Here is a 22,650-nt window from a genome sequence, read left to right as displayed (position 1 = left end):
TTCAGCGCGTAAACGTGGTCGTCATCACATAGTCTTTGGCAGGGCCATGAACTTGCCAGACGCTGCGCCACAGCGGCCATAGCTCGAAATCATAGGACACACGATAATCATCTGGAGCGCACCAATGGGCCGCCTTCCCGCCCAAGGGCGGCACGCTGTGGAAAAATCGCCCATCTGCGAAATGGACCTGCATACCGCGCTGCCACAGATACCGCCGCTCGGTCCGCAGCGGTGGCCCTGACGGCAATTGCATCTCTCCGCGCTCAAGATAAGCTAGATCATCGCCTTGCCACTCGAACTGCGCCACACCCGTAACCTGCATGCTGCTACCATCCCCGTGCAACACATCGCGCGTAAACCGCCAGTGGCCGGCAAAGTCGCTCAATTCTTTGGGCGTGGGGGTGTTGTTCATCCGGTGGCCTGCCTGCGGTTTCACTTTGCCCTCATAAATCAGAAGCACAAACCACCGTGCAACCCTGTAAAAGGGGCATTTGCATGGACAAGGCCGCGTCCAGCCTTGTTCTTGGGCCGTTGTCGGGCTATGCGCTGCGTGTCCCTTGTAAGCCACAAAAAGGTCTGCCGATGATCCCCCGCTATTCCCGTCCCGATATGGTTGCCATCTGGTCACCCGAAACGAAATTCCGCATCTGGTACGAGATCGAGGCACACGCCTGTGATGCCATGGCCGATATCGGTGTGATCCCCCGCGCAAATGCGGATGCCGTTTGGCAAGCCAAAGACGTTGAATTCGACGTGGCCCGCATTGACGAGATCGAAGCCGTCACCAAGCATGACGTCATCGCCTTCCTCACCCATCTGGCCGAACATGTCGGCAGTGACGAAGCGCGCTTTGTCCACCAAGGCATGACCAGCTCGGACGTGTTGGACACTTGCTTTAACGTGCAACTGACCCGCGCTGCAGATATTCTGATTACCGATATGGACCTGCTGCTGGCCGCCCTGAAACGCCGTGCGCTTGAGCATAAAGACACCGTGCGTGTAGGCCGTAGCCACGGCATCCACGCCGAACCCACAACAATGGGCCTGACATTTGCGCGTTTCTACGCCGAAATGGACCGCAACCTGACACGCCTGAAAACAGCCCGCGACGAAATCGCAACGGGCGCAATTTCTGGCGCTGTTGGTACATTCGCCAACATTGATCCACGTGTAGAAGAGCATGTCTGCGAAAAGCTGGGCCTCACGCCAGAGCCGATCAGCACGCAGGTTATCCCACGTGATCGCCACGCCGCGTTCTTTGCCTGCCTTGGCGTCATCGCCAGCTCCATTGAAAACGTCGCAACCGAAGTGCGCCACATGCAGCGCACCGAAGTGCTGGAAGGTGCTGAATTCTTCTCGGCGGGGCAAAAAGGCTCCTCGGCGATGCCGCATAAAAAGAACCCTGTGCTGACAGAAAACCTGACCGGTCTGGCGCGGACCATCCGCATGGCTGTGATCCCTGCGATGGAAAACGTGACCCTGTGGCACGAGCGCGACATCTCTCACTCCAGTGTTGAGCGTGCGATTGGTCCCGACACCACCATCACATTGGACTTTGCCCTTCACCGCCTGACAGGTGTGATCGACAAAATGCTGATCTATCCCGACAACATGTTGGCCAACATGAATAAATTCAGCGGCCTTGTGATGTCTCAACGGGTGCTTCTGGCCCTGACCCAAGCAGGCGTCAGCCGTGAAGACAGCTATAAACTGGTCCAGCGCAACGCGATGAAAGTCTGGGATCACGGCAGCGATTTCAAGACCGAGCTGTTGGCCGATGAAGAAGTTCTCGCCGCGCTCAGCGTTGAGGAGATCGAAGAAAAGTTCGACATGGGCTATCATACCAAACATGTCGATACGATTTTCAAACGCGTATTTGGCGACTAAACCTTACGAAGAATAAATGAGTTTTCGGCGCGGTCCCCCAAAGGGATCGCGCCGTTTTTCGTTCCGCAAGGTGCATTCGCATAATCTTTGCCGCCCTTTCAGGTCCTTTTTACTATTTCCTGTGATACCTCTCTCAACCCTGTTTTTGAGAGTGGCCCAGATGAATCAGATGACAACGCCTCCCGCCTCACCCGAAACCTTTAGCACAAGGCGCAGGTCCCGCCTGCCCCTGCTCACCCAACGTGCCAAGGCCGCGATTGTTGTACGCCTGTTGATCAATGAAGGCGCAGACATCGCGCTAGAAGAACTGCCGCCAGAATTACAGGCCCAACTGACCCATCAAATGGGCGATATGCGTGTGGTTGACCGTGTCACGCTGGCTGCGGTTGTAGAAGAGTTTACCGAAGCTGTAGAAGCAATTGGTCTATCTTTCCCGGGTGGCATTGTCGGTGCTTTGGACGCTTTGGAAGGGCGGATCAGCCGAGAAACTGCTGCACGGCTACGCAAAGAAGCAGGTGCGCGCGCGGCGGGTGATCCGTGGAAACGCCTGCGCACCCTTCCTGCCGAAGAATTACAGACCATAATTGAACGTGAAAGCACCGAAGTCGCTGCTGTTTTGCTGTCCAAGCTCCCCATACCTTTGGCCGCCGCCCTTCTGGGGCGCCTCTCCGGCCCCCAAGCGCGGAAGATTACTTATGCCGTATCCTTAACCAGCGATGTAACACCCGAGGCCGTTGACCGCATCGGCTTCTCCTTGGTGGCGCAACTGGATCAACGTAAAATTCCCGCCTTTGATACGGCTGCTGCGGATAGGTTGGGTGCGATTCTGAATTCATCTTCGACCCCTACTCGTGATGATGTCTTAACCGGTTTGGAAGAAAGCGATCTGGATCTGGCCAACTTGGTACGCAAGGCCATCTTTACCTTTGCCAATATCCCCGGCCGCATCGCCCCCCGCGATATCCCGCGTGTTCTGCGCGAAGTCGATGCTGGTGCCTTGCTCAAAGCAATGGCAGGTGCGGAGGCCGCAGGATTCGCAGAGGCGCGTGATTTTATCCTTGAAAATATGTCCGGTCGCATGGCCGACCAGTTACGCGAAGACATCGCAGAGGCCGGCAAAATCAAACCCGCTGACGTGGACGATGCCATGAGCGCGGTGGTTGCTGTGATCCGTGACATGCAAACGCGTGGCGATTTGGAATTGATTGAGGAAGAGTTGGAGGAAGAAGATGCCTGACACCAGCCCTTGTTGGATCAGGCCACAATGGGTATGTGTGAAACCCACGCAACTACTTCAGGCCTTTATGTCCGCAGTTCCCTCCCCAAAAAATTCCGACCCAGCCCGCGACTGGGGGCATTACCTCAGCAATTTGGTGATCCACAGCCTGATACGACTGCTTCTGCTTCTCCCTTACGCGCTTCGGGTTCGGCTGATGGGAGCAATGGTAGAGCGGGTCATTGGCCCCTTGGCAGGCTATCGGCGGCGTGCTTTGAGAAATCTGGCGTATATCTGGCCCGAGATGCCCGCCCCTGAGCGGGCGGAAATTGCAAAGCAGTGCCTCAATAATGTGGGTCGCAGCTTCATTGAAAATTACTCTGCTAAAGATTTCCCTGAACGGATGGCCAGCAACCAGTTAACGGGTGACGGCCTGCCCGCCTTGGAAGCCGCGATGGCGGAAGGCAAGCCAATCATACTGGTCAGTGGTCATTACGGAAATTATGAGGCCACACGCGCTGCTTTGGTAGCGCGGGGGCTGAATATCGGCGGGCTATACCGTGATATGAAGAACCCCTATTTCAACGCCCATTACGTAAAAACGATGGAGGCCTTTGGTGGCCCCGTTTTTGCGCAAGGGCGGCGCGGCACGGCGGGCTTTGTTCGCCACCTCAAAGAAGGTGGACAATTGGTGCTGCTGTTTGACCAACACGTCATTGGCGCACCCGAGTTCGAATTTTTAGGCCACCCCGCCAATACGGCCACCTCCGCAGCAGAACTTGCGCTGCGCTATGACGCCCTGCTCATCCCGTTTTACGGCATTCGCCAACCCGACGGGCTCGGCTTTGAGACCGTTTTGGAAGCACCAATATCTCATAGTAATCCCAGCGAGATGACCCAAGCACTCAGTGACAGTTTGGCCGCACGGATCAACGCCGATCCGACACAATGGTTCTGGGTACACCGCCGTTGGCGGCCCAAAATCTAGTCTAAACGCGCAGCAGCAACAATCGCGCCTGGGCCAGTTTCCTGCACCAGAACAACAATCGGATCATCACCCGATACAGTCATCGACATGTTGAGCGGGGTTTGCCCGTCCCATGTCCCAGCCACCTGCCAGTTATGCGCAATATTGGTATATTCGATGGTTTTAGATCTATTTTCGCCTCGGGTGATCTTGCTGGTCTGTGTTGGTGTCACGTGCAACACATGGATTTCCATAGGTGCCCTATTCCCTGTAGGCACCGTGCCTTTGATGCTCAAAACATCCCCGTCGCGCCGTGCGTCCAACGTCATACGCACTGCCGCGCTTTTATACATGGCAATCGCTTTGGATAGGTCCATCGGTTTAGCACCGACAATATCAGTTACACCATTCACAACCATCTCGGGCGTATAGATCGAACGCCGCCCCGCCTTGGCAGCATAAGCGCGCTGCCGATCGGTATAGGCTGCATCACTGAACTCATCTTCCCAGCCGATATAATCCCAATAATCCACATGTAAGGCGATGGCGATCACATCATCAATATCGGCCAACTCTCCAAAAATCTCATCCGCAGGCGGGCAGCTTGCGCAGCCCTGAGAAGTATAAAGCTCAACCACCACAGGGCGCTGCTCGGCCATGGCGGGGGCGGCCAAAGTGGTGACAACACCCAAAAGGCCGGCAGTCAGCATGTGGGTTACGCGGGACATGTGATTCCAATCAACTGTACAGTTGCCTCCACATTAGCGGTGGCCGCCTGAAATAACCAATCAAGGTTTCGAGAGAGATATTGTAATAAGTAACCGTAGCAGAATCATCCAATTTACGGTATACAATGGTATACAAATATTAGATTTCGGGTTGATTTCTTTTGATATCACCCCATCTTAAAACCAAGTTAGACCTGTAGCCAACCTCATTCACGGAGCCACACATGACAATCATCGTCGGTCAAGATACAGCCAAAGCCCGCAAAAAGCTGACTGCTGGAAATCAATCCATCGCATATTATTCAATCCCCGCCGCGCAGGCCGCCGGATTGGGCGATTTTTCGAAATTGCCCGCTGCCTTGAAGGTGGTGCTGGAAAACATGCTGCGGTTTGAAGATGGCAAAACAGTCACTGTCGATGACATCAAAGCATTTGGTGAATGGGCCAACAACGGCGGCCAAAATCCCCGTGAAATCGCTTACCGCCCTGCCCGCGTGTTGATGCAGGATTTCACCGGCGTTCCCGCCGTGGTGGATTTGGCGGCCATGCGCGACGGGCTTGTGGCATTGGGCGGTGACGCCGATCAGATCAATCCGCTGAACCCCGTTGATTTGGTGATTGACCACTCTGTCATGATCGACGAATTCGGCAATCCACGTGCATTCCAGATGAACGTAGACCGCGAATACGAACGCAACATGGAGCGCTATACATTCCTGAAATGGGGCCAGAAAGCCTTTAACAACTTCCGCGTTGTCCCCCCCGGCACAGGCATCTGCCATCAGGTGAACCTTGAATATCTGGCCCAAACTGTTTGGTCCGACCAAGACCAGCATGGCGAAGACGTCGCCTACCCTGATACGCTTGTCGGTACAGACAGCCACACAACTATGGTTAATGGCATGGCCGTTCTGGGCTGGGGCGTTGGCGGGATTGAGGCCGAGGCCGCGATGCTGGGGCAACCAATTTCAATGTTGATCCCCGAGGTTGTCGGGTTTGAGCTGACGGGCCGCATGATGGAAGGCACAACAGGCACCGATCTGGTGCTGAAAGTTGTTGAGCTGCTGCGCGCTAAAGGGGTGGTCAGCAAGTTTGTCGAATTCTATGGCAGCGGTCTGGATCACCTGCCACTGGCTGACCGTGCAACCATCGCCAATATGGCCCCCGAATACGGCGCCACCTGTGGGTTCTTCCCGATTGACGGTGAAACATTGCGCTACATGCGCACCACGGGCCGCGATGAAGACCGCATTGCGCTGGTCGAAGCCTATGCCAAAGAAAACGGCATGTGGCGTGACGCGGATTACGCGCCGATCTACACAGACACGCTCAGCCTAGATATGGGGACAATTGTTCCTGCTATTTCCGGCCCGAAACGTCCGCAAGACTACATTGCGCTCACCTCTGCGCATACAGAGTTCGCCAAATACGTCAAAGGCGTGCGAGAGGGTAAAGACACTTCAAAAAGTTCCGAGGTCCGTTGGGAAAGCGAAGGCGGCCAGCCCGAGCCACAGGAAATTCCCGGTGATGAAGGCCAGCACAATCGGGGTTATGTACAGAGCGAAGATGGTCATTACCAAATTCACGATGGTTCCATCGTTATTGCTTCGATCACTTCGTGCACCAACACTTCCAACCCCTATGTGATGATCGGTGCGGGCCTTGTTGCGCGCAAAGCGCGTGCACTGGGCCTGACCCGAAAACCATGGGTGAAAACATCCCTCGCCCCCGGCTCGCAGGTGGTTTCGGCATATCTTGAGGCGGCAAACCTGCAAGAAGATCTGGACGCCATCGGCTTCAACCTTGTTGGCTATGGCTGCACGACCTGTATCGGCAACTCTGGCCCGCTGGAGCCTGCGATCAGCAAAGCAATCAATGAATACGACCTGATCGGGACTTCTGTTCTGTCTGGCAACCGCAACTTTGAGGGGCGTATCTCCCCTGATGTGCGCGCCAACTATCTGGCCTCTCCACCGCTGGTGGTTGCCTATGCGTTGGTGGGGGATATGAACGTTGATCTGGCCAACAGCCCTCTGGGCCAAGACCAGAACGGCAAAGATGTCTATTTGCGCGACATCTGGCCCACCACCCAAGAGATCGCCGAACTGGTCGAACAGACTGTCACGCGTGAGGCGTTCCAGACCAAATACGCCGATGTCTTCAAAGGCGACGAAAAATGGCAAACGGTTGAGACCACAGATGCCAAGACTTACGATTGGCCCCCTGCCTCAACCTATGTGCAAAACCCGCCATATTTCCAAGGGATGAGCAAAGACCCCGGCGTGATCACCAATATCGAGGGCGCCAAAGTTTTGGCCGTGCTGGGTGACATGATCACAACCGACCACATCAGCCCTGCTGGGTCGTTCAAAGAAACGTCCCCCGCGGGCCAATATCTGATCGAACATCAAGTTCCTCTGCGCGAGTTCAATTCCTACGGGTCCCGCCGTGGCAACCACGAAGTCATGATGCGCGGCACATTCGCCAACATCCGTATCAAGAACGAGATGTTAGACGGTGTCGAAGGCGGCTATACAAAAGGCCCCGATGGGGAACAGACCTCGATCTATGATGCGGCAATGGCGCATCAGGCAGCGGGCACGCCACTGGTGATCTTTGGCGGTGAACAATACGGCGCAGGATCATCGCGCGATTGGGCGGCCAAAGGCACCGCATTGCTGGGCGTAAAAGCCGTGATCGCAGAAAGTTTTGAGCGTATTCACCGCTCGAACCTTGTGGGTATGGGCGTGATCCCGTTTGAGTTCACCAAGGGAGATACGCGCAAATCACTGAGCCTAACCGGCGAAGAAACTGTCAGCATCAGCGGTTTGGACACCATCAAACCCCTACAAGAAGTGCCTTGTGTGATCACTATGGCCAATGGCGACGTGAAAAACATCATGATCAAATGCCGCATCGATACGGCAATTGAGATTGAATATGTCGAGCATGGCGGCGTGCTGCATTACGTGCTGCGCGATCTGGCTAACAAAGGCATCGCGGCTGAGTAAACCGCCAGCCTGAAGAAAATTCAAAGCCCCTGTTGCAACTTGCAGCGGGGGCTTTTTGCGTTAGGCTGGCATGAAACAAGGAGAGAGCAAATGAAACCTGTGGTGCTGATTACAGGCGGAGCACGTGGCCTTGGCCGTGCGATTGCAGAGGCGTTTAGCGCAGATCACGCCGTTGCCGTGACCTATCACCGCTCTGCCCCAGAGGCATTGCTGACCCAGCACCCCGACGTCCACGCAATTTGCGCTGATTTGGCGGACCCAACTGCGGCGCCGCACGTCATTACGCAGATGATCAACCATTTCGGTCGGCTGGACACCATCATCAACAATGCAGGTGCGATTGAGATGGATGATGGCGCACCAGAACTTAACTTTGCCGTCAACACCGCCGCCCCTATGGCACTGTTGCAAGCCGCCTTGCCGCAACTGGAGCGTGGGGCATCTGTGGTCAATATTTCTTCGGTAAATGCCGTGCTGCCCGCTTTGGGGGCTAGTAGTTACTCTGCCAGCAAAGGCGCGTTAAACACTTGGACCAAAGGCATGGCACGGGAATTGGGGCCACGTGGCATCCGCGTAAACGCCGTCGCCCCCGGCGCGTTTGAGCGCATAGAGAGCCCCCGCCCCGCTGATCTGGTTCAGAAATTTGCAGACATGACCGCCCTTGGCCGCGCCGCCACCCCCGCAGACATCGTGCCTGTGGTCAGGTTCCTTGCCTCGGAGGCTGCGGGTTGGATTACGGGTGAAATCATCACTGCATCTGGCGGTTATCGCCTGTAGCGGTGGTGATTTTAACGCCCTAACGCCTTGTCCAGCGCAGGTACAAAACGTTGCTCATAATCGCTACCGATCAGCGGCCCCGCAAAGCGGAACAACACCACGCCATCGGCATCCAGAATAAATGTCTCTGGCGGGGCGGTCACACCCCAGTCAATTGCCGTGCGGCCTTGCGGATCAAATCCAATGCCCACAAACGGGTTGTCATCATCGCGCAAGTATTTTGTAGCAGCCGCAGCTGTATCTTTGAAATTGATCCCGACGATGTTGATCCCGGCCGCTTCCATCTCCAGCAGTTTGGGGTGCTCAACACGGCAAGGCGGGCACCAGCTGGCCCAAAAGTTCACCAGCGTCACTTCACCACTTGCCAGCATCGCGTTTGTCGCTTGTGGAAAATCGCTCAGCGCGCGTTCTGGCACACCGGGGGCGACTTGCCCGATCAGCGTCGAGGGCAGGCCTTCGGGATCTTCGCGGTACATGCCAATAACGGCAAATGCGACAAAGGCACCAAAAATCAGCGGCGGAGCAATCATCAACGGGTTAATCTTTGCCATGGCGGGCGGTCTCCTCTTCTGCGCGGCGCAGGGCAGCGCGGGCTTTGGCGCCGCGGATCAAAGTGATCGCCAGCAGTGCCCCGATCAAAATAAATGTGACGCCATAAGCGCTGAGCACTTCGGTGGCGTATTTTCCAAGGTCTGGCATCATGTGTTTTTGTCCAATCGTACATTCAGCGCACGGGTGCGGCGTAATGCGATTTCAGTGCCAGTGCGGTACAACACCAGCGCCAGAAACAGCAGTGTGAACCCCGCAATCGACAAGACCAACGGCTGCCAAAACACATCCGATATGTTTTCTTCTTTATCGAGGCTCAGACTCGCCCCTTGGTGCAATCCTTGGCTCCAGAACAGCACGGCGTAACGTGACAGCAGCGCAAAGACCGAACCGACAAGACATAAGATCGAGGTCAGATCAGCGGCCGTGTCAGGATCATCAATGGCTTCCCACAGGGCAATATAACCCAGATAGAACAGGAACAGGATCAGGAACGATGTCAGGCGCGGGTCCCAGACCCACCATGTCCCCCACATCGGTTGGCCCCAGACAGCGCCGGTAATCAGGCCAATCACGGTCATCACCAGCCCGATTGGCGCAGCTGCCTTTGCGGCAAGTGCGCTGACATGATGACGGCGCACCAGCCAGACCAGCGAGGCGAACAGCATCATGATCCATGCGTTAATCGCAATCCATGCAGCGGGCACATGGATGTAAATGATCTTGATGGTTGATCCTTGGCGAAAATCATCAGGGGTCGCGAAGAAACCCCATCCCAGACCGATGAGAATCCCTATTGCCGCAGCCGCCCAAGCATAGGGTTGCACACGGGCGCTGAGCGCAAGAAACTTAACCGGATTTGCATATTTCCAAAGTGACATGTCGGGGTTCTAATGCTCCATGCAAGAAGGCTCAATGGGGAAGGACATGATCACCTGATTGTCATCCGCAAAGCAGCAGCAGCGGCGAATGGCAAAAGCGCAATTGCGCCGAGGCTGATGCCCGCCAGCAGAAACAGCGGCGTTTGCACATCCATCCCCACCACACCACGCCGTGCGGCTTCGGCCCCGAAGATCAGTGTGGGCACATATAGCGGCAGCACCAGCAGCGACATCAAGAGGCCACCACGTTTGATCCCCACCGTCAGGGCCGCCCCGAATGTGCCGATCATCGACAGCGCGGGGGTGCCTAATAACAATGAAATCACCAACCAGCTAAACCCCTGCGTCGGCAGATTGAGCAAGATACCTAGAAAAGGTGCGGCAAGGACCAGCGGCAAACCCGTGGTGATCCAATGCGCCAATGATTTCATTGCCAGCGCAGCCTCCAGCGGCAGGGGCGCAGTTGCCAGAACATCCAAAGTGCCATCTTCAAAGTCCAGCGCCAGCAGACGGTCCAGTGACAGCAGGCACGCAAGCAGCGCCCCCAGCCACAAGACACCCGGTGCAATGGAGGCCAGCAATTCACCTTGCGGCCCAACGCTAAACGGGACCAACACCACCAAGATCAGGAAAAACGCCAGCCCAAGGCCAAAACCGCCACCCGCACGAAAGGCCAGCCGCAAATCGCGGATTAACATCGCCCTCACAGGAATGCCTCGTCGCTTGCGCCGTGCATGTCACTCGGCGCGGCGCGCAGCGGGGTCACATCTAACACCTGCGCCTGCGCTAGCCCCAGATCAATATGGGTCGCCAACAACGCCATGCCCCCTGCCGCCAGATGGGTCTGTACGGCCTTGGCAAACATTTCAACCGCATCCACATCCAAGGATACCGTCGGTTCGTCCAAAATCCATATGGGCCGCCCCGTGACCATCAACCGCGCCAGCCCTGCCCGCCGTTTTTGGCCCGCTGACAATGTGCCCGTCAACCGTTCGGCCAAGGGAGCCAGCGCATAAGCGTCAAGTGCAGGCCCGATATCACGGCGGCCATAGATTGCCGCCCAGAATTTGAGGTTCTCGGCCACGCTCAACATCGCCTTTAGCCCGTCAGCGTGACCCGCATAGGCAACCGCGTCTTCTGCGCCGTCAATCTGGCCTGACAGCGGCGGTTGTAGCCCCGCAATCGTGCGCAGTAGCGTGGTTTTGCCTGATCCGTTTGGGCCACGCAAAATCAACGCCTTGCCAGCGGCCAGTGTAAAGGACACACCGCTCAGCACGGGTACGCCGCCCCGCGCCACGGCCACATTTGTCAGGCGTAACTCCATATGCGTTAGATCGGCAGCATGGCAAGTGCCACGCGGCGGCCTTCGCTCAGCAATACATTGTAGGTACGCGCAGCCGCAGGGGATGCCATCGCCTCAACGCCCACACCGGCCTCTTCCAATTGCGCGCGCAGCCCATCAGGAAGATGCGCAATATCCGCCCCTGTGCCGATAAAAATCACATCGGCTTCGCCCGTCAGTGCCACCAATGCCGCGATGTCATCAAACCCGCCCCATGTGCGTGTGCCAGAAGGGGCCGCAATCACTGCGCCATGAATGACTTCACCGCCGATACGGAAAAATCCGGGGCCATAGCCTTCAACAGGTTTTGCATCGTTAAAGACGATCTCATTCAAACGCATTGCTTATCCCTTCCAAAGTGGAAGCCCGACAATAGCTGAAACAGCAATGACGAGATAGGCCACGTTGCGAAAAATACGCTCGGATGACGGGTCGAACAACCGCCCCCCGATCATGTTGGCGATCATATTGGGAATACCGATCAAGAGGCCCAGTGCAACGACGGACCAATTCATCATGCCCAACATCCACAGCATGGCAAATAGTATGACGTCGATTGCCACCAGATAGAGCAAAAAATTTGCGCGGATCACCGCGATTGGCAGGCTGCTGGCCATATACAGCATGATGACCGGAGGACCGGGGATGCCAGCAAAACCCGTCATAAAGCCCCCCAAAGCACCCGCCATAATCGTAAGCCGCTGGGTCAATGCCCCTTTGAGACGCCAACCCGAAACCGTGAGAATCAACAGCGTGATGACGCTAGCGGACACAACCCAGCCAAACAACGTGGCGTCCATGGTGGTCAGCGCCCAAAGCCCCAAAGGCAACGCCAGAAGTGCACCCAAAATCAGCAGGCCCACATCACGCGGCGTGCCCTCGCGCCAAGCCGCGCGTGCGTTTGGCACAGGGCCAATCAGCTCAACCGCGACAAGGAAAATCACCGCCTCAACAGGCGGTAGGATTGAGCTGGCCATGGGCATGATCACCATGGCCGAGCCAAAGCCCGCGAAACCGCGAACCAGCCCTGCAATAAATACCGTTAGCAGTAACCAGATCAGCCCATCAATTGCGAGGGCTGAAGCCAGCAGATCAGGCATCTACGTTAGCGTATTGATTGCCCGCGTTTGCGTCAGGCTTGGACCAATCGCGTTTCACACCAAAGTAGAGCAAGACCGACGATGCCACGAAGATCGAGGAATAGGTCCCGACAATCACGCCCCAGATCATTGCAAATACAAAGCCACGGATCACGTCGCCACCCAGAACAAACAGGGCAATCAGCGCCAGCAATGTGGTGAAGGAGGTCATGAATGTCCGGCTCAACGTTTCGTTGATGGACATGTTCAACACTTCTTTCAAAGGGCGTTTTTTGTATTTGCGCAGGTTCTCGCGAACGCGGTCAAACACAACAACCGTATCATTGAGAGAGTAGCCAACGATGGTCAGCAGCGCCGCAATAATCGCCAGATCGAAACGGATTTGCACCTCGGAGAAGACACCGATGGTCAGCACCACGTCGTGGATCAACGCCAGTACCGCACCCGCCGCAAACTGCCATTCAAACCGCAACCAGATATAGATCAGCACGGCACCAATCGCCAAAGCAACCGCCATGACGGCCGTATTGATCAATTCGCCAGATACTTTTGGACCAACCGATTCAACCGAGATGAATTTGATGTCAGGTCGTGCGGCTTGCAACGCGCCCTCAACCGCCTCAATCAGCTCGCTTGTGACGGCTTCTTGATCATCTTGCGCCTGAATACGGATCATCGCCACGTTCTGTTCCGGTCCAAACTGCGGATCGAACACTTCGGTGATGGTGATGTCACCCAATTCCAGCGTTGCAATCGCATCCCGGTATTCCGAGATTACAACAGGCCGTGGGCTTTCGGTGCGGATGGTGGTCCCGCCCCGAAAATCAATCCCGTAATTCAGGCCCTGCATCGCAAAGGATGCAAGTGCCACAACCATCATGATACCAGAGATGCCCAGCCATAGCTTCCAACGGCTGAAGAAATCAAAGTTTGTGTTTTGTTTTACAAGTCTGAGGCGCATATCAAAGCTCTATCGTTTTGGGACGGCGGCGTTCATACCAGATGACCACCATCAGACGTGTGACGTAGATCGCAGTGAAGACCGACGTGAGGATACCCAGACCCAGCGTGATCGCGAACCCCCGCACCGGGCCAGAGCCGATGGCGAAGAGGATCACTGCTGTGATAAAGGTGGTGATGTTCGCGTCCAGAATGGCGCTGAGCGCTTTTTCATAGCCCAAGGCAATTGCACGTGCAGGCCCTTTGGACGTTTCCAGTTCTTCGCGGATACGCTCGAAAATCAGCACGTTGGCGTCCACCGCCATGCCTACTGTCAATACGATCCCCGCGATCCCCGGCAGGGTCAGCGTGGCACCAATGAGGCTCAATAGGCCAAACATCAAACCGACGTTAATGATCAACGCAATGTTAGCGAAGATGCCGAACAGCCCGTAAGCCGCCCACATAAAGAACAAAACCGCGCCAAAGGCGACCATCGTTGCGACTTTACCCGCATCGATGCTGTCTTGGCCCAACTCTGGGCCGATGGTGCGTTCTTCAAGAAAATCCAGCTTGGCAGGCAAAGCACCTGCACGCAGCAAAACCGACAAGCGGGTGGATTCTTCGATGCTAAAGTTACCGGTGATGATGCCTGAGCCACCTGGAATGGCGCTTTGGATGGTGGGGGCGCTGACAACCTCGTCATCGAGAACAATCGCAAAGGGAGAGCCGATGTGTTCGGCGGTATAGTCACCAAATTTGCGTGCACCAGATGTGTTAAACCGGAAGCTCACCGCAGGGGCGCCGTTTTGATCAAAGCTGGGCTGTGCATCAACCAGTTCTTCGCCCGTCACCACAGGGGCGCTCTCGATCACATAGAACAGCCCCGGCTGATCCAACGAGGGGACAGCTTTGTTGCCGACACCCGGATTTGCGCTACCGTCACTGGTGGTGCTTACAACAGGGTTAAACGTCAATTGCGCGGTTGTGCCGATGATTTCTTTCAGCTCCGCAGCAGAACCGATGCCCGGCACTTGGATCAAGATACGGTCAGAGCCTTGGCGCTGGATTGTCGGTTCACGTGTGCCGACTTCGTCGATGCGGCGGCGGATGATTTCCAGCGATTGCTGCATGGTCCGCTCGTCAGTTGCGCTTTTTTCAGCGTCAGAGAGCACCACAGTGATCACACCATCATTGGCAGAGACTTCGATGTCGTTGGCCCCTGCCCCTGTGAGGGTTTGCACGGGCTGACCCAGACCGCGTACAATAGCCAATGCTTGCGTCATCTTTTCAGGATCGTTGAGACGTACCTTCAACTCACCATCAGGCGCGTTCTGGCGGCGTACAGGTGTCAAGGCGCGCAGCCCGTCACGCACTTCGGGCCACATGGCTTCTAGGCGGGCGGCATAGACGTCATCCACACGCACTTCGGCAAGCAGATGTGCACCACCGCGCAGGTCGAGACCCAGATTAACCAGCCCGTTGGGCAGGAAATCAGGCCACAGCGCACGCTGTGCATCCAGTTCGGGCGTATTACCCGATAACTCGATCGCTTTGACCGCGTCATTATGGCTTTCTACAGGGCCATAAAACGCGTTTGGCATCGCCAGTAACAAGCCGACAGCACATGTCAGCCAGATGGCGAGGCGTTTCCATACGGATATCTGGAGCATTGAGCCGCCCGCCTTTATTATATTAGTCTGGGTTGGATTACTTGGCTGGTTCGGTTTTGCTAAGCACGGTAGCAATCGTGCTTTGAATCACGCGCACTTTGATGCCGTCAGCAATTTCGACTTCCAGTTCGCCATCGTCTTTGACCTTAACAACTTTGCCAACGATCCCGCCTTGTGTAACAACTTGATCCCCACGGCGCAGCGCTGCAACCATCGCTTGGTGATCCTTGAGCTTTTTCTGCTGTGGGCGGATCAGCAGGAAATACATGATCCCGAAGATAAGAATAAGCGGGATAAATTGCTCGATGCCTGACATGTGGTGGTCCTTTTATGTGGGGCTTGGGGGCGTCGCCCCGATATCTTAAGTCGGGCAGAACCTATGCGCGGGTGGCGCGCTTTGCAAGGCGCAGCGCAGTGCAAAAGAGTGGTTTGACAGAGAATTCAACACCGCTTACGCCCTACCCCTATGCCACAGCTAAATAATGGGCCATAACGCGCCCCATACGATTCACCGATGATGAGGACAGACCCATGCATGACATTCGTGCCATACGCGAAAACCCCGATGCTTTTGACGCCGCTTTGGCGCGGCGCGGCGATGCGCCTTTGTCCTCGTCTATTCTGGAGCTGGACACAGCACGCCGCACCAAAATTCAGGCCGCCGAGGCCGCCCAAGCCGAACAAAACGCCGCCTCCAAAAACGTAGGTGCCGCCAAGGCCAAAGGCGATGACGCCGAGTTCGAGCGTCTGCGCGCGCTGGTGTCCGAGAAAAAGGCCGAAGTTGCCGCCATGCAGGCCGAAGCCAAGGATCTAGATGTCCAGCTGACGGATATGCTGGCCCGTATCCCGAACACCCCTGCCGATGACGTGCCTGATGGCGCGGATGAAGCCGCGAATGTCGAGGTCAAGCGCTGGGGCGATGTGCGTGCCTTTGACTTCGCACCGCGTGAACACTTTGATCTGGATAGCGTCGCCGCCTCCATGGATTTTGAAACCGCCGCGAAAACATCGGGTGCGCGTTTTGTGATGTTGAAGCGTGGCGTGGCCCGCGTGCACCGTGCGCTGGCGCAATTCATGCTGGATACACATGTAGACGAAAACGGCCTGACCGAAGTCAACTCTCCGGTTCTGGTGCGCGACGAAGCCATGTATGGTACTGATAAGTTGCCTAAATTTGGCGAAGACAGCTACCGCACCGAAGAAGGCATGTGGCTGGTCCCTACCTCCGAAGTACCGCTGACCTATACAGTCGCGGGTGACACGCTGGACGCCTCCGATCTGCCCCGCCGCATGACGTCACACACGCTGTGCTTCCGTTCCGAAGCGGGATCAGCGGGCCGTGATACCTCGGGTATGTTACGCCAGCACCAGTTCGAAAAAGTCGAAATGGTGTCGATCACCCTGCCCGACGAGTCGGACGCCGAGCAAAAACGCATGCTGGGCTGTGCCGAGGGTATTTTGGAAAAACTGGGTATCCCCTATCGCACGTTAATCTTGTGCACAGGTGATATGGGCTTTGGCGCGCGCCGCACCTTTGATATCGAAGCATGGTTGCCCGGTCAGAACGCTTACCGCGAGATCAGTTCGGTTTCCACAACAGGTGATTTTCAGGCGCGCCGCATGAACGCACGTTTCAAACCTGCCGAGGGCGGCAAGCCCCAGTTTGTGCATACGCTGAACGGTTCTGGCCTTGCTGTGGGGCGTTGTTTGATTGCTGTGCTGGAAAATGGCCAGCAGGCAGACGGCACCGTCAAACTCCCCGCGGTTCTGGCCCCCTATCTGGGCGGCAAAACTGTGCTGGGCCTTGATGGGCAACTTGCGTAAAATAGCGGTCGGGGCCTAGCGCCCCGACACATCCTTGCCTTCCGTTTTCTTTGACGGGTCCACTGTACCAATCGCAGGTTCCCCGAAAAGTTCAGGCATCAGGCTTTTGAGCGAACGCGGACGATAGTCCCGTCTGCCTTTGATCCGCACATCCGCACTGGGATGCAGATCAACCGGATGCCCCGGCCCTTTGCGCCACTTCAAAAAATTCCCAGCAACCGTATACAGGAACGGCGGCTGGCTCAGCGTGTGACTGTCTGCCATTGGGTCGGGAGCACGGTCCAACAACTCTTCCATGTTAATCTCCAGCCCCGCCGCAACGGCCCCATCGGCGATCCATTGCAGCGACTGCCCCGTCAGCGCCCGCGCCTTGGCAGAGCCCCCAACGATGGAATGGGTGCCTGTGAACCAGACTTGCTGATAAGGCCGATCATCGTCGCGTTTGCCCTTGTTCAGCCCCTCGCTGTCACGTGAGGCCTCCAGATTATCCCAAAGCGCAGGACGGTAGAACACCCGCCGCTCGTCCAATGCCAAGGCGTGGCGGGCTGATTTCACCATGGAGCTGAGCAGCGTGTCATGGAAGCGGTATTTCTTGTTCCACAGATGCGCCACAGGCCCCAACAATGGTGCGGGGATACCCAGCGAGCCAACCGTGTCCCAAATGCCCAGATAGGCAATCTCAACCTGATGCATCGGGCCAGTGTCTGCCGCCCAAGGCGTCACTGTACGCCAATCAATATCCGCCCTAGAGGTCGCAAAACGCGGCGACAGCCTGCGCCGCGCTTGCAGGATATGCAGCGCATCAGGATGGTTCTCTGCCCCCGGTTTGCGATAAAGCTTGAAAGCGGCGTCCAGCTTTTCAGGTGTAGGTTTTTCAACGATACCGCATTTGCGCACCATCCCTGCCAGCGACCGCGCTGTGTAAGCGCCCCGCGAAAAGCCAAAAATGAAAATCTCGTCCCCTGCTTCATAAAGCTCGCACAGTTCCGCATAGGCCAGCTTGATGTTTTCATTCAGCCCCCAGCCAAAAGCGCCGCCACCGATCTTCATCCATGTTTTGCGCAAAAAGCCGATTTCTTCTCCATCAGCCCCCACAGCGCCCACACCTTTGAAATAGCGTGCGTGCTGGGCGTTGCTGACTGGCGTGTTTTGAAACAGGCGATCCACATGCGTGGTTTGCTCCATCGTGGGGCTGTTCCATGTGCCGTCGCAGAAAATCGCGATCCGTGCCATTGGCAAAATTCCTTTGTGCTTTATCTCAACAGTGAGTTAACAGATTTCACAAGGAACGTCCCTATGCCACGCACCTTTACCGCAATTTTAGCATTTATTTTGGCGGCACTTTTCGCCATCTCGCCCGCCTTTGTGCCCGATTTCGGCGGTTTTAATCCCGATCAATTCCCAGTCCCACAGGTTGATCCCGCAGTGCAGCCAGCCGGATATGCTTTTGCGATCTGGGGTCCAATCTATCTTTGGCTGATTATCGGGATGGGGTTTGGTCTTTGGAAACGGCGTGAGGACGCAGCGTGGCACCCCATGCGTGTTGCGCTGATCCCGTCCTTGGCGGTTGGCGCCATTTGGCTTGCTGTTGCCGTTGCCAGCCCCGTTTGGGCGGCCGTGTTGATCTGGATTATGTTGATAACAGTCCTGATTGCATTGTTCCGCAGTCCAGTGGACGACAAATGGTTCGCGGCCTTGCCGCTTGGGCTTTATGCGGGGTGGCTCAGCGCGGCTTCCTGCGTGTCGCTCGGCCTGTTGGCCGCAGGATACGGCTATACTGATGGCACGACAGCCGCGATTGCAGCTATTTTGCTGGCCCTTGTGATCGCCTCAGGTGTGCAGAGCCAGCTTGGACGCGCGCCCAGCTATGGTTTCGCGGTCATTTGGGCATTGGTCGCAGTGGTTGTGCAAAACATCGCGACCAACACAACCGTTGCGGCACTGGCGGCGGGTGGTGCGCTCGCACTGATGGTCCCGACGTTCAAAGCATGGCGATCCGCGCAGTAGAGGCACCCGAAGTCAAAAATTAAGGCCGGAGCTTTTGAGAACTCCGGCCTTATCTTTAATCTCTGCGTTTGCTGCTGGCTGTGTGTTTACGCAGCTTGGACGGCGGTGCCTTTTTGCGGCCCTTAAACGGGTTGGCGTCTGACTGCCCCCGCATCCACAAACGAATTGGCGTGCCGGGCATGTCAAAATCAACCCGCAAACCGTTCACCAGATAGCGGCTATAGCTTTCGGGCAATTTATCCGGATGGCTACACATCACAACAAAGCCCGGCGGACGGGTTTTGGCCTGTGTCATGTATTTCATCTTAATGCGCTTACCTTGGGGTGCGGGGGGCGGATGCGCCTCCATCATACCCGAGAGCCAGCGGTTCAATTGCGCCGTGGTCACACGACGGTTCCACATCTCATAGGCGCGCATAATCGCTTGGTGCAGGCGGTCCAGCCCCCTGCCCGTTTTCGCCGACACTGTAATCAGCGGCGCACCGCGCAACTGCGGCAACAGGCGTTCAAAGCTCTCTTTGAGTTCTTTGAGCTTTTCCTGACGGTTTTCTTCGACGTCCCATTTGTTCACCGCAATCACCACAGCGCGGCCTTCACGCTCGGCCAGATCAGCGATGCGCAAATCTTGCTGCTCAAAGGGGATTTCGGCGTCTAACAACACCACAACAACTTCGGCGAATTTCACCGCACGCAAACCGTCACTGACGCTAAGTTTTTCCAGCTTTTCTTGGACCTTGGCCTTTTTACGCATGCCAGCCGTATCAAAGATACGCATCGGCACATTGTCCCACTCGGTCATAAGCGAGATCGCATCGCGGGTAATCCCCGCTTCGGGGCCTGTCAGCAGACGGTCTTCTTTGACGATCTGGTTGATCAGCGTCGATTTACCTGCATTCGGGCGGCCCACAACGGCCACTTGCAACGGCTTTGCCCGTGTTGGGACGGGCATCGCGTCCTCGTCTTCATCTTCGTCGCTGACATCCACATCAACTTCGGGCGCATCATCGCGGGCTTTTTCAGCAAAAGCATCCGCAAGTGGCATCAACTGGGTGTAAAGATCGTTCAACCCTTCGCCATGTTCGGCGGAAAGGCGGATCGGTTCGCCCAAACCAAGGTTATAAGCCTCGATCACGCCCGCATCAGCGGCAGAGCCTTCGGCTTTGTTCGCGGCAAGAATCACATTGGCGGAGCGTTTGCGCAAGATGTCTGCAAACACGAGATCGGTTGGCGTCAGGCCTGTGCGTGCATCAATCATGAACAGACAAACGTCCGCCATATCCACAGCGCGTTCTGTCAGACGGCGCATGCGGCCCTGTAGGCTGTCGTCGGTGACATCCTCTAAACCTGCGGTATCAATGACAGTAAAGCGCAAATCAGCAAGCCGCGCGGCCCCTTCACGCAAGTCGCGTGTGACGCCGGGCTGGTCATCCACCAAGGCAAGGCGTTTGCCAACAAGACGATTAAACAGCGTGGATTTGCCCACATTGGGGCGGCCCACGATAGCGAGGGAGAATGACATCTGGGAAGGCTCCGATACGGCGTTAGACCCGCGCAATAGCCTAAACTGCGCGGCTATGAAAGCCCTGTCTGCGATCCGGCCTTAACGGTAGGCGAGCAATTGGCCCTTTGAGGACACAACATAAAGCGTTTGCCCCGCCACAACAGGCGCAGTTGTCGCCCCGCCAGGGATCTCAACCGAGCCCAAAAGAGCACCGTTTGCAGGGCTATAGCTGCGCAAGACACCATCACCAGAGGCAAGGATCACACGCCCGCCTGCCACAATGGGCCCGTGGTGGGTGACAATTGCGCCTTGTTTCTTCGGCTTGCTCTTCACAAAGTTTGGCAGTTTTACACCCCAAATTTTGCTGCCGTCCGCAGCATCAAGGCGTAGCAATTCGTTCAGGTCGCTGACCGCGAACAGGCTCCCGCCTACGGGCCATACAGGGCCAGTAGCCCCTTCACGTGCGGACCAAATGCGCATACCCGAATTCACATCAAGCGCCACAATGCGGCCCGACTGGTTACCCAGATAGACGCGATCCCCTGACACCACAGGGGCGGCAGTCACATCAGATACGTTGCTAAACGCGCGGCCCGGACGTTTACCCAGAACAGACGCATCCCAGCGGCTAAGGCCCCCACGACGGAATACCGCCTGCACTTCGCCTGATCCAAAGGCGAAGATGGCCAGATCATCGGTCAAGGCGGGTGCAGGCGCGCCCAAAATATTATGCGTGTCGTCTGACGCGCCAAGCTGCCATTCCACCGTGCCATCGCGACGGTTCACAGCCCACCCCGTGTTATCCCCCGCAGTCACATAAACCAGATCACCCGACACCGTAGGCGCGCCAGAGGCGCTTGCATCAAGTTGTTGGGTCCAACGCACCGCGCCAGTTGCGGCGTCCAGTGCAGCCAGAACACCGTAGCCGATAGAAACATATACAGTATCGCCTGCGACAACCAAACCGCCGCCCGTGGCATCGCCCGCCTGATCACGCGCAGGGCGCAGATCGGCTTGCCATATCTGGCCACCCGATGTTGAGGTCGCCGTGACCATCGTTTGCGCATCTAACGTGAAAATACGTCCAGCGGAAACAACGGGGTCTGCAGTGATGCGGTACTTCCGGCTATCACCGGTTCCGATATTCGCAGACCATGCAAGCGTAAGCGATCCAGCCAATGCCGGATGGCTGATCCGTGTCGCGGCCGTACCTGTCGATTGCGTCCATTCCGCATTCACACGCGCTGCGGGCAGCGAAATAGCGCGGTTTTGATTGCCTGCAAATGTCGTTTCAGAGGCAGGGTCTTGTGATTGCAAAACCGAGCGGACATCTTCACGTGCGCCGGGTAAAATCACATCAGGTTCCGAGCACGCTGACAGGAAAGTTGCAGCACCCAACAGTGCCAATACCACCTTACGCGGCGATGCCGCCCGCAGCGCTGTCTGCCGTTTATAGTGCAGAGAATAATCTGTATCTGTCATGGCCTGCTCACTCTGGTCTGCTGCGCGCTGCGGTTTCGATTTCTCGGAACTCAGCGCGGCACTCTTTATCCGTTTCTGACGTCTGTGGCGGCACCTGTCAAATCAGGTTCTCCACCCAAGGCGACAATCACCTGCATTGCGCGCTGTTGCAAGTCTGGTGTGACCAAGGCATCGCTCAGGATGGCCTGATATGCAGCGATTGCGCCTGATTTATCGCCTTCTTCCACCGCAATCAGCGCCAGTTGCTCTTGCGCGAGCATCCGCAACGCGCCGCCAGCCGACACCAAAGCTTCAAAACCCTGCTTGCGGGCGGCGACATCCAATGTGTCTGCCTGAAGCGTCAGCGCCTTGAACTGTGCGATTTCGCGGTACATTGGCGCCACGTCAGCATTTGCAGACACGGCATCAAGGCTCGCAATTGCCGCTTCAACTTCACCAGCGGAAGCTTGTGCGGATGCGGCAAGTAAAGAAACCAGTGCCGCCGCTTGGGGAGTGGAGGCGTCAACCGCGCCCAAAGCAGTGGCGCGTTGGTCTGCAGCTGTCATATCCAGTGCCGTCAGCAATACATCGCCCAGCTCTTCGGCCTGCGCCCGTTCTTGCGCTTGACGATACTCTGAATAGGCAGCCCCGCCGACAATCAGCAGCACGGCAAGCACGCCAATCCAGCCATATTTCTTGAGTTTTGCCATCATCTGGTCACGGCGTAACTCTTCTGTGACTTCCTCGATAAATCCGTCGCTATTGCTCATCCGGCTCTGGCCTTTGC

The 22,650-nt window shown here is 56.5% G+C and carries 23 protein-coding genes; 7 read left to right on the top strand and 16 right to left on the bottom strand.

The genetic code is table 11. From position 1 onward, the window contains the following. Nucleotide 1 precedes the first annotated feature (1 nt). A complete protein-coding gene (locus tag GGR95_RS14845; protein WP_184567222.1) occupies nt 2-412 on the bottom strand; it encodes a DUF6314 family protein in 411 nt (136 codons plus the stop codon). 170 nt (nt 413-582) lie between these two features. On the opposite strand from GGR95_RS14845, the gene purB reads away from it, so the two are divergent. From purB to GGR95_RS14830, 3 genes are all read left to right on the top strand, one after another. Continuing rightward, on the top strand, nt 583-1,887 hold the full coding sequence (gene purB / locus GGR95_RS14840; protein WP_184567254.1) for an adenylosuccinate lyase: 1,305 nt from the start codon (nt 583-585) through the stop codon (nt 1,885-1,887). A 169-nt stretch (nt 1,888-2,056) separates the two neighbouring features. Next, complete coding sequence (locus GGR95_RS14835) at nt 2,057-3,124, top strand: flagellar motor switch protein FliG (protein WP_184567221.1); 1,068 nt, start codon at nt 2,057-2,059, stop codon at nt 3,122-3,124. Nucleotides 3,125-3,191: 67 nt separating this feature from the next. After that, on the top strand, nt 3,192-4,091 hold the full coding sequence (locus GGR95_RS14830; protein ID WP_184567220.1) for a lysophospholipid acyltransferase family protein: 900 nt from the start codon (nt 3,192-3,194) through the stop codon (nt 4,089-4,091). On the opposite strand, the gene GGR95_RS14825 is transcribed toward GGR95_RS14830, so the two are convergent. Next, on the bottom strand, nt 4,088-4,798 hold the full coding sequence (locus GGR95_RS14825; protein WP_184567219.1) for a DUF1223 domain-containing protein: 711 nt from the start codon (nt 4,796-4,798) through the stop codon (nt 4,088-4,090). The genes GGR95_RS14830 and GGR95_RS14825 overlap by 4 nt on opposite strands. Nucleotides 4,799-5,022: 224 nt before the next feature. On the opposite strand from GGR95_RS14825, the gene acnA reads away from it, so the two are divergent. Both acnA and GGR95_RS14815 read left to right on the top strand, forming a co-directional pair. Next, complete coding sequence (acnA, locus tag GGR95_RS14820; protein WP_184567218.1) at nt 5,023-7,809, top strand: aconitate hydratase AcnA; 2,787 nt, start codon at nt 5,023-5,025, stop codon at nt 7,807-7,809. Nucleotides 7,810-7,899: 90 nt separating this feature from the next. After that, nucleotides 7,900-8,586: an SDR family NAD(P)-dependent oxidoreductase gene (locus tag GGR95_RS14815; RefSeq protein ID WP_184567216.1), complete on the top strand. Its 687-nt coding sequence runs from the start codon at nt 7,900-7,902 to the stop codon at nt 8,584-8,586. Nucleotides 8,587-8,597: 11 nt separating this feature from the next. Here GGR95_RS14815 and GGR95_RS14810 read toward each other — a convergent pair whose 3' ends face one another. Genes GGR95_RS14810 through yajC form a run of 10 tightly spaced genes read right to left on the bottom strand, consistent with a single transcriptional unit; the run spans nt 8,598 to nt 15,386 of the window. Further along, nucleotides 8,598-9,137, bottom strand: a complete 540-nt coding sequence (locus GGR95_RS14810) for a DsbE family thiol:disulfide interchange protein (RefSeq protein WP_184567214.1) — start codon at nt 9,135-9,137, stop codon at nt 8,598-8,600. Then, nucleotides 9,124-9,288, bottom strand: a complete 165-nt coding sequence (ccmD, locus tag GGR95_RS14805; protein WP_425506410.1) for a heme exporter protein CcmD — start codon at nt 9,286-9,288, stop codon at nt 9,124-9,126. Before ccmD ends, GGR95_RS14810 begins: the two co-directional genes overlap by 14 nt. Continuing rightward, nucleotides 9,285-10,016: a heme ABC transporter permease gene (locus tag GGR95_RS14800; RefSeq protein ID WP_184567212.1), complete on the bottom strand. Its 732-nt coding sequence runs from the start codon at nt 10,014-10,016 to the stop codon at nt 9,285-9,287. The genes ccmD and GGR95_RS14800 overlap by 4 nt, the downstream gene beginning before the upstream one ends. Before the next feature lie 50 nt (nt 10,017-10,066). After that, a complete protein-coding gene (gene ccmB, locus GGR95_RS14795) occupies nt 10,067-10,723 on the bottom strand; it encodes a heme exporter protein CcmB (RefSeq protein WP_184567210.1) in 657 nt (218 codons plus the stop codon). Continuing rightward, nucleotides 10,720-11,340 (bottom strand): heme ABC exporter ATP-binding protein CcmA, encoded by a 621-nt coding sequence (ccmA, locus tag GGR95_RS14790; RefSeq protein ID WP_184567208.1) that lies wholly within the window; start codon nt 11,338-11,340, stop codon nt 10,720-10,722. The genes ccmB and ccmA overlap by 4 nt, the downstream gene beginning before the upstream one ends. A gap of 5 nt (nt 11,341-11,345) precedes the next feature. After that, nucleotides 11,346-11,699 carry an Mth938-like domain-containing protein gene (locus GGR95_RS14785; RefSeq protein ID WP_184567206.1) on the bottom strand — a complete coding sequence of 118 codons (354 nt, stop codon included), beginning with the start codon at nt 11,697-11,699 and terminating at the stop codon, nt 11,346-11,348. A gap of 3 nt (nt 11,700-11,702) precedes the next feature. Next, nucleotides 11,703-12,458: a sulfite exporter TauE/SafE family protein gene (locus GGR95_RS14780; RefSeq protein WP_184567204.1), complete on the bottom strand. Its 756-nt coding sequence runs from the start codon at nt 12,456-12,458 to the stop codon at nt 11,703-11,705. Then, the gene (gene secF, locus GGR95_RS14775; RefSeq protein WP_184567202.1) at nt 12,451-13,419 is read right to left on the bottom strand and encodes a protein translocase subunit SecF; all 969 of its coding nucleotides are present in this window, start codon (nt 13,417-13,419) and stop codon (nt 12,451-12,453) included. Before secF ends, GGR95_RS14780 begins: the two co-directional genes overlap by 8 nt. A 1-nt stretch (nt 13,420) precedes the next feature. Next, nucleotides 13,421-15,070 carry a protein translocase subunit SecD gene (gene secD / locus GGR95_RS14770; protein ID WP_184567195.1) on the bottom strand — a complete coding sequence of 550 codons (1,650 nt, stop codon included), beginning with the start codon at nt 15,068-15,070 and terminating at the stop codon, nt 13,421-13,423. A 37-nt stretch (nt 15,071-15,107) separates the two neighbouring features. Then, on the bottom strand, nt 15,108-15,386 hold the full coding sequence (yajC, locus tag GGR95_RS14765) for a preprotein translocase subunit YajC (RefSeq protein WP_184567193.1): 279 nt from the start codon (nt 15,384-15,386) through the stop codon (nt 15,108-15,110). 215 nt (nt 15,387-15,601) lie between these two features. Here yajC and serS point away from each other — a divergent pair, with 215 nt between their 5' ends. Beyond that, nucleotides 15,602-16,894, top strand: a complete 1,293-nt coding sequence (gene serS / locus GGR95_RS14760) for a serine--tRNA ligase (protein WP_184567191.1) — start codon at nt 15,602-15,604, stop codon at nt 16,892-16,894. A gap of 15 nt (nt 16,895-16,909) precedes the next feature. On the opposite strand, the gene GGR95_RS14755 is transcribed toward serS, so the two are convergent. After that, nucleotides 16,910-18,127, bottom strand: coding sequence for a DUF2235 domain-containing protein (locus tag GGR95_RS14755; protein WP_184567189.1), 1,218 nt, complete (start codon nt 18,125-18,127; stop codon nt 16,910-16,912). Between the two features lie 63 nt (nt 18,128-18,190). Between GGR95_RS14755 and GGR95_RS14750 the strand changes: the two genes are divergently transcribed. Continuing rightward, a complete protein-coding gene (locus GGR95_RS14750; protein ID WP_184567187.1) occupies nt 18,191-18,901 on the top strand; it encodes a tryptophan-rich sensory protein in 711 nt (236 codons plus the stop codon). 55 nt (nt 18,902-18,956) lie between these two features. Here GGR95_RS14750 and der read toward each other — a convergent pair whose 3' ends face one another. The 3 genes from der to GGR95_RS14735 all read right to left on the bottom strand — a co-directional run bounded on the left by der (nt 18,957) and on the right by GGR95_RS14735 (nt 22,633). Continuing rightward, on the bottom strand, nt 18,957-20,420 hold the full coding sequence (der, locus tag GGR95_RS14745) for a ribosome biogenesis GTPase Der (RefSeq protein ID WP_184567185.1): 1,464 nt from the start codon (nt 20,418-20,420) through the stop codon (nt 18,957-18,959). Nucleotides 20,421-20,501: 81 nt separating this feature from the next. Then, the gene (locus GGR95_RS14740) at nt 20,502-21,884 is read right to left on the bottom strand and encodes a PQQ-like beta-propeller repeat protein (protein ID WP_184567183.1); all 1,383 of its coding nucleotides are present in this window, start codon (nt 21,882-21,884) and stop codon (nt 20,502-20,504) included. A gap of 65 nt (nt 21,885-21,949) precedes the next feature. Continuing rightward, on the bottom strand, nt 21,950-22,633 hold the full coding sequence (locus tag GGR95_RS14735) for a hypothetical protein (protein WP_184567181.1): 684 nt from the start codon (nt 22,631-22,633) through the stop codon (nt 21,950-21,952). Nucleotides 22,634-22,650: the final 17 nt, after the last annotated feature.

Source organism: Sulfitobacter undariae, assembly GCF_014196805.1.
GTDB classification, from domain to species: Bacteria; Pseudomonadota; Alphaproteobacteria; order Rhodobacterales; family Rhodobacteraceae; genus Sulfitobacter; species Sulfitobacter undariae.
The sequence above is the reverse complement of the archived record's forward strand: the minus strand, read 5'-3'. Positions and strand labels throughout refer to the sequence as shown.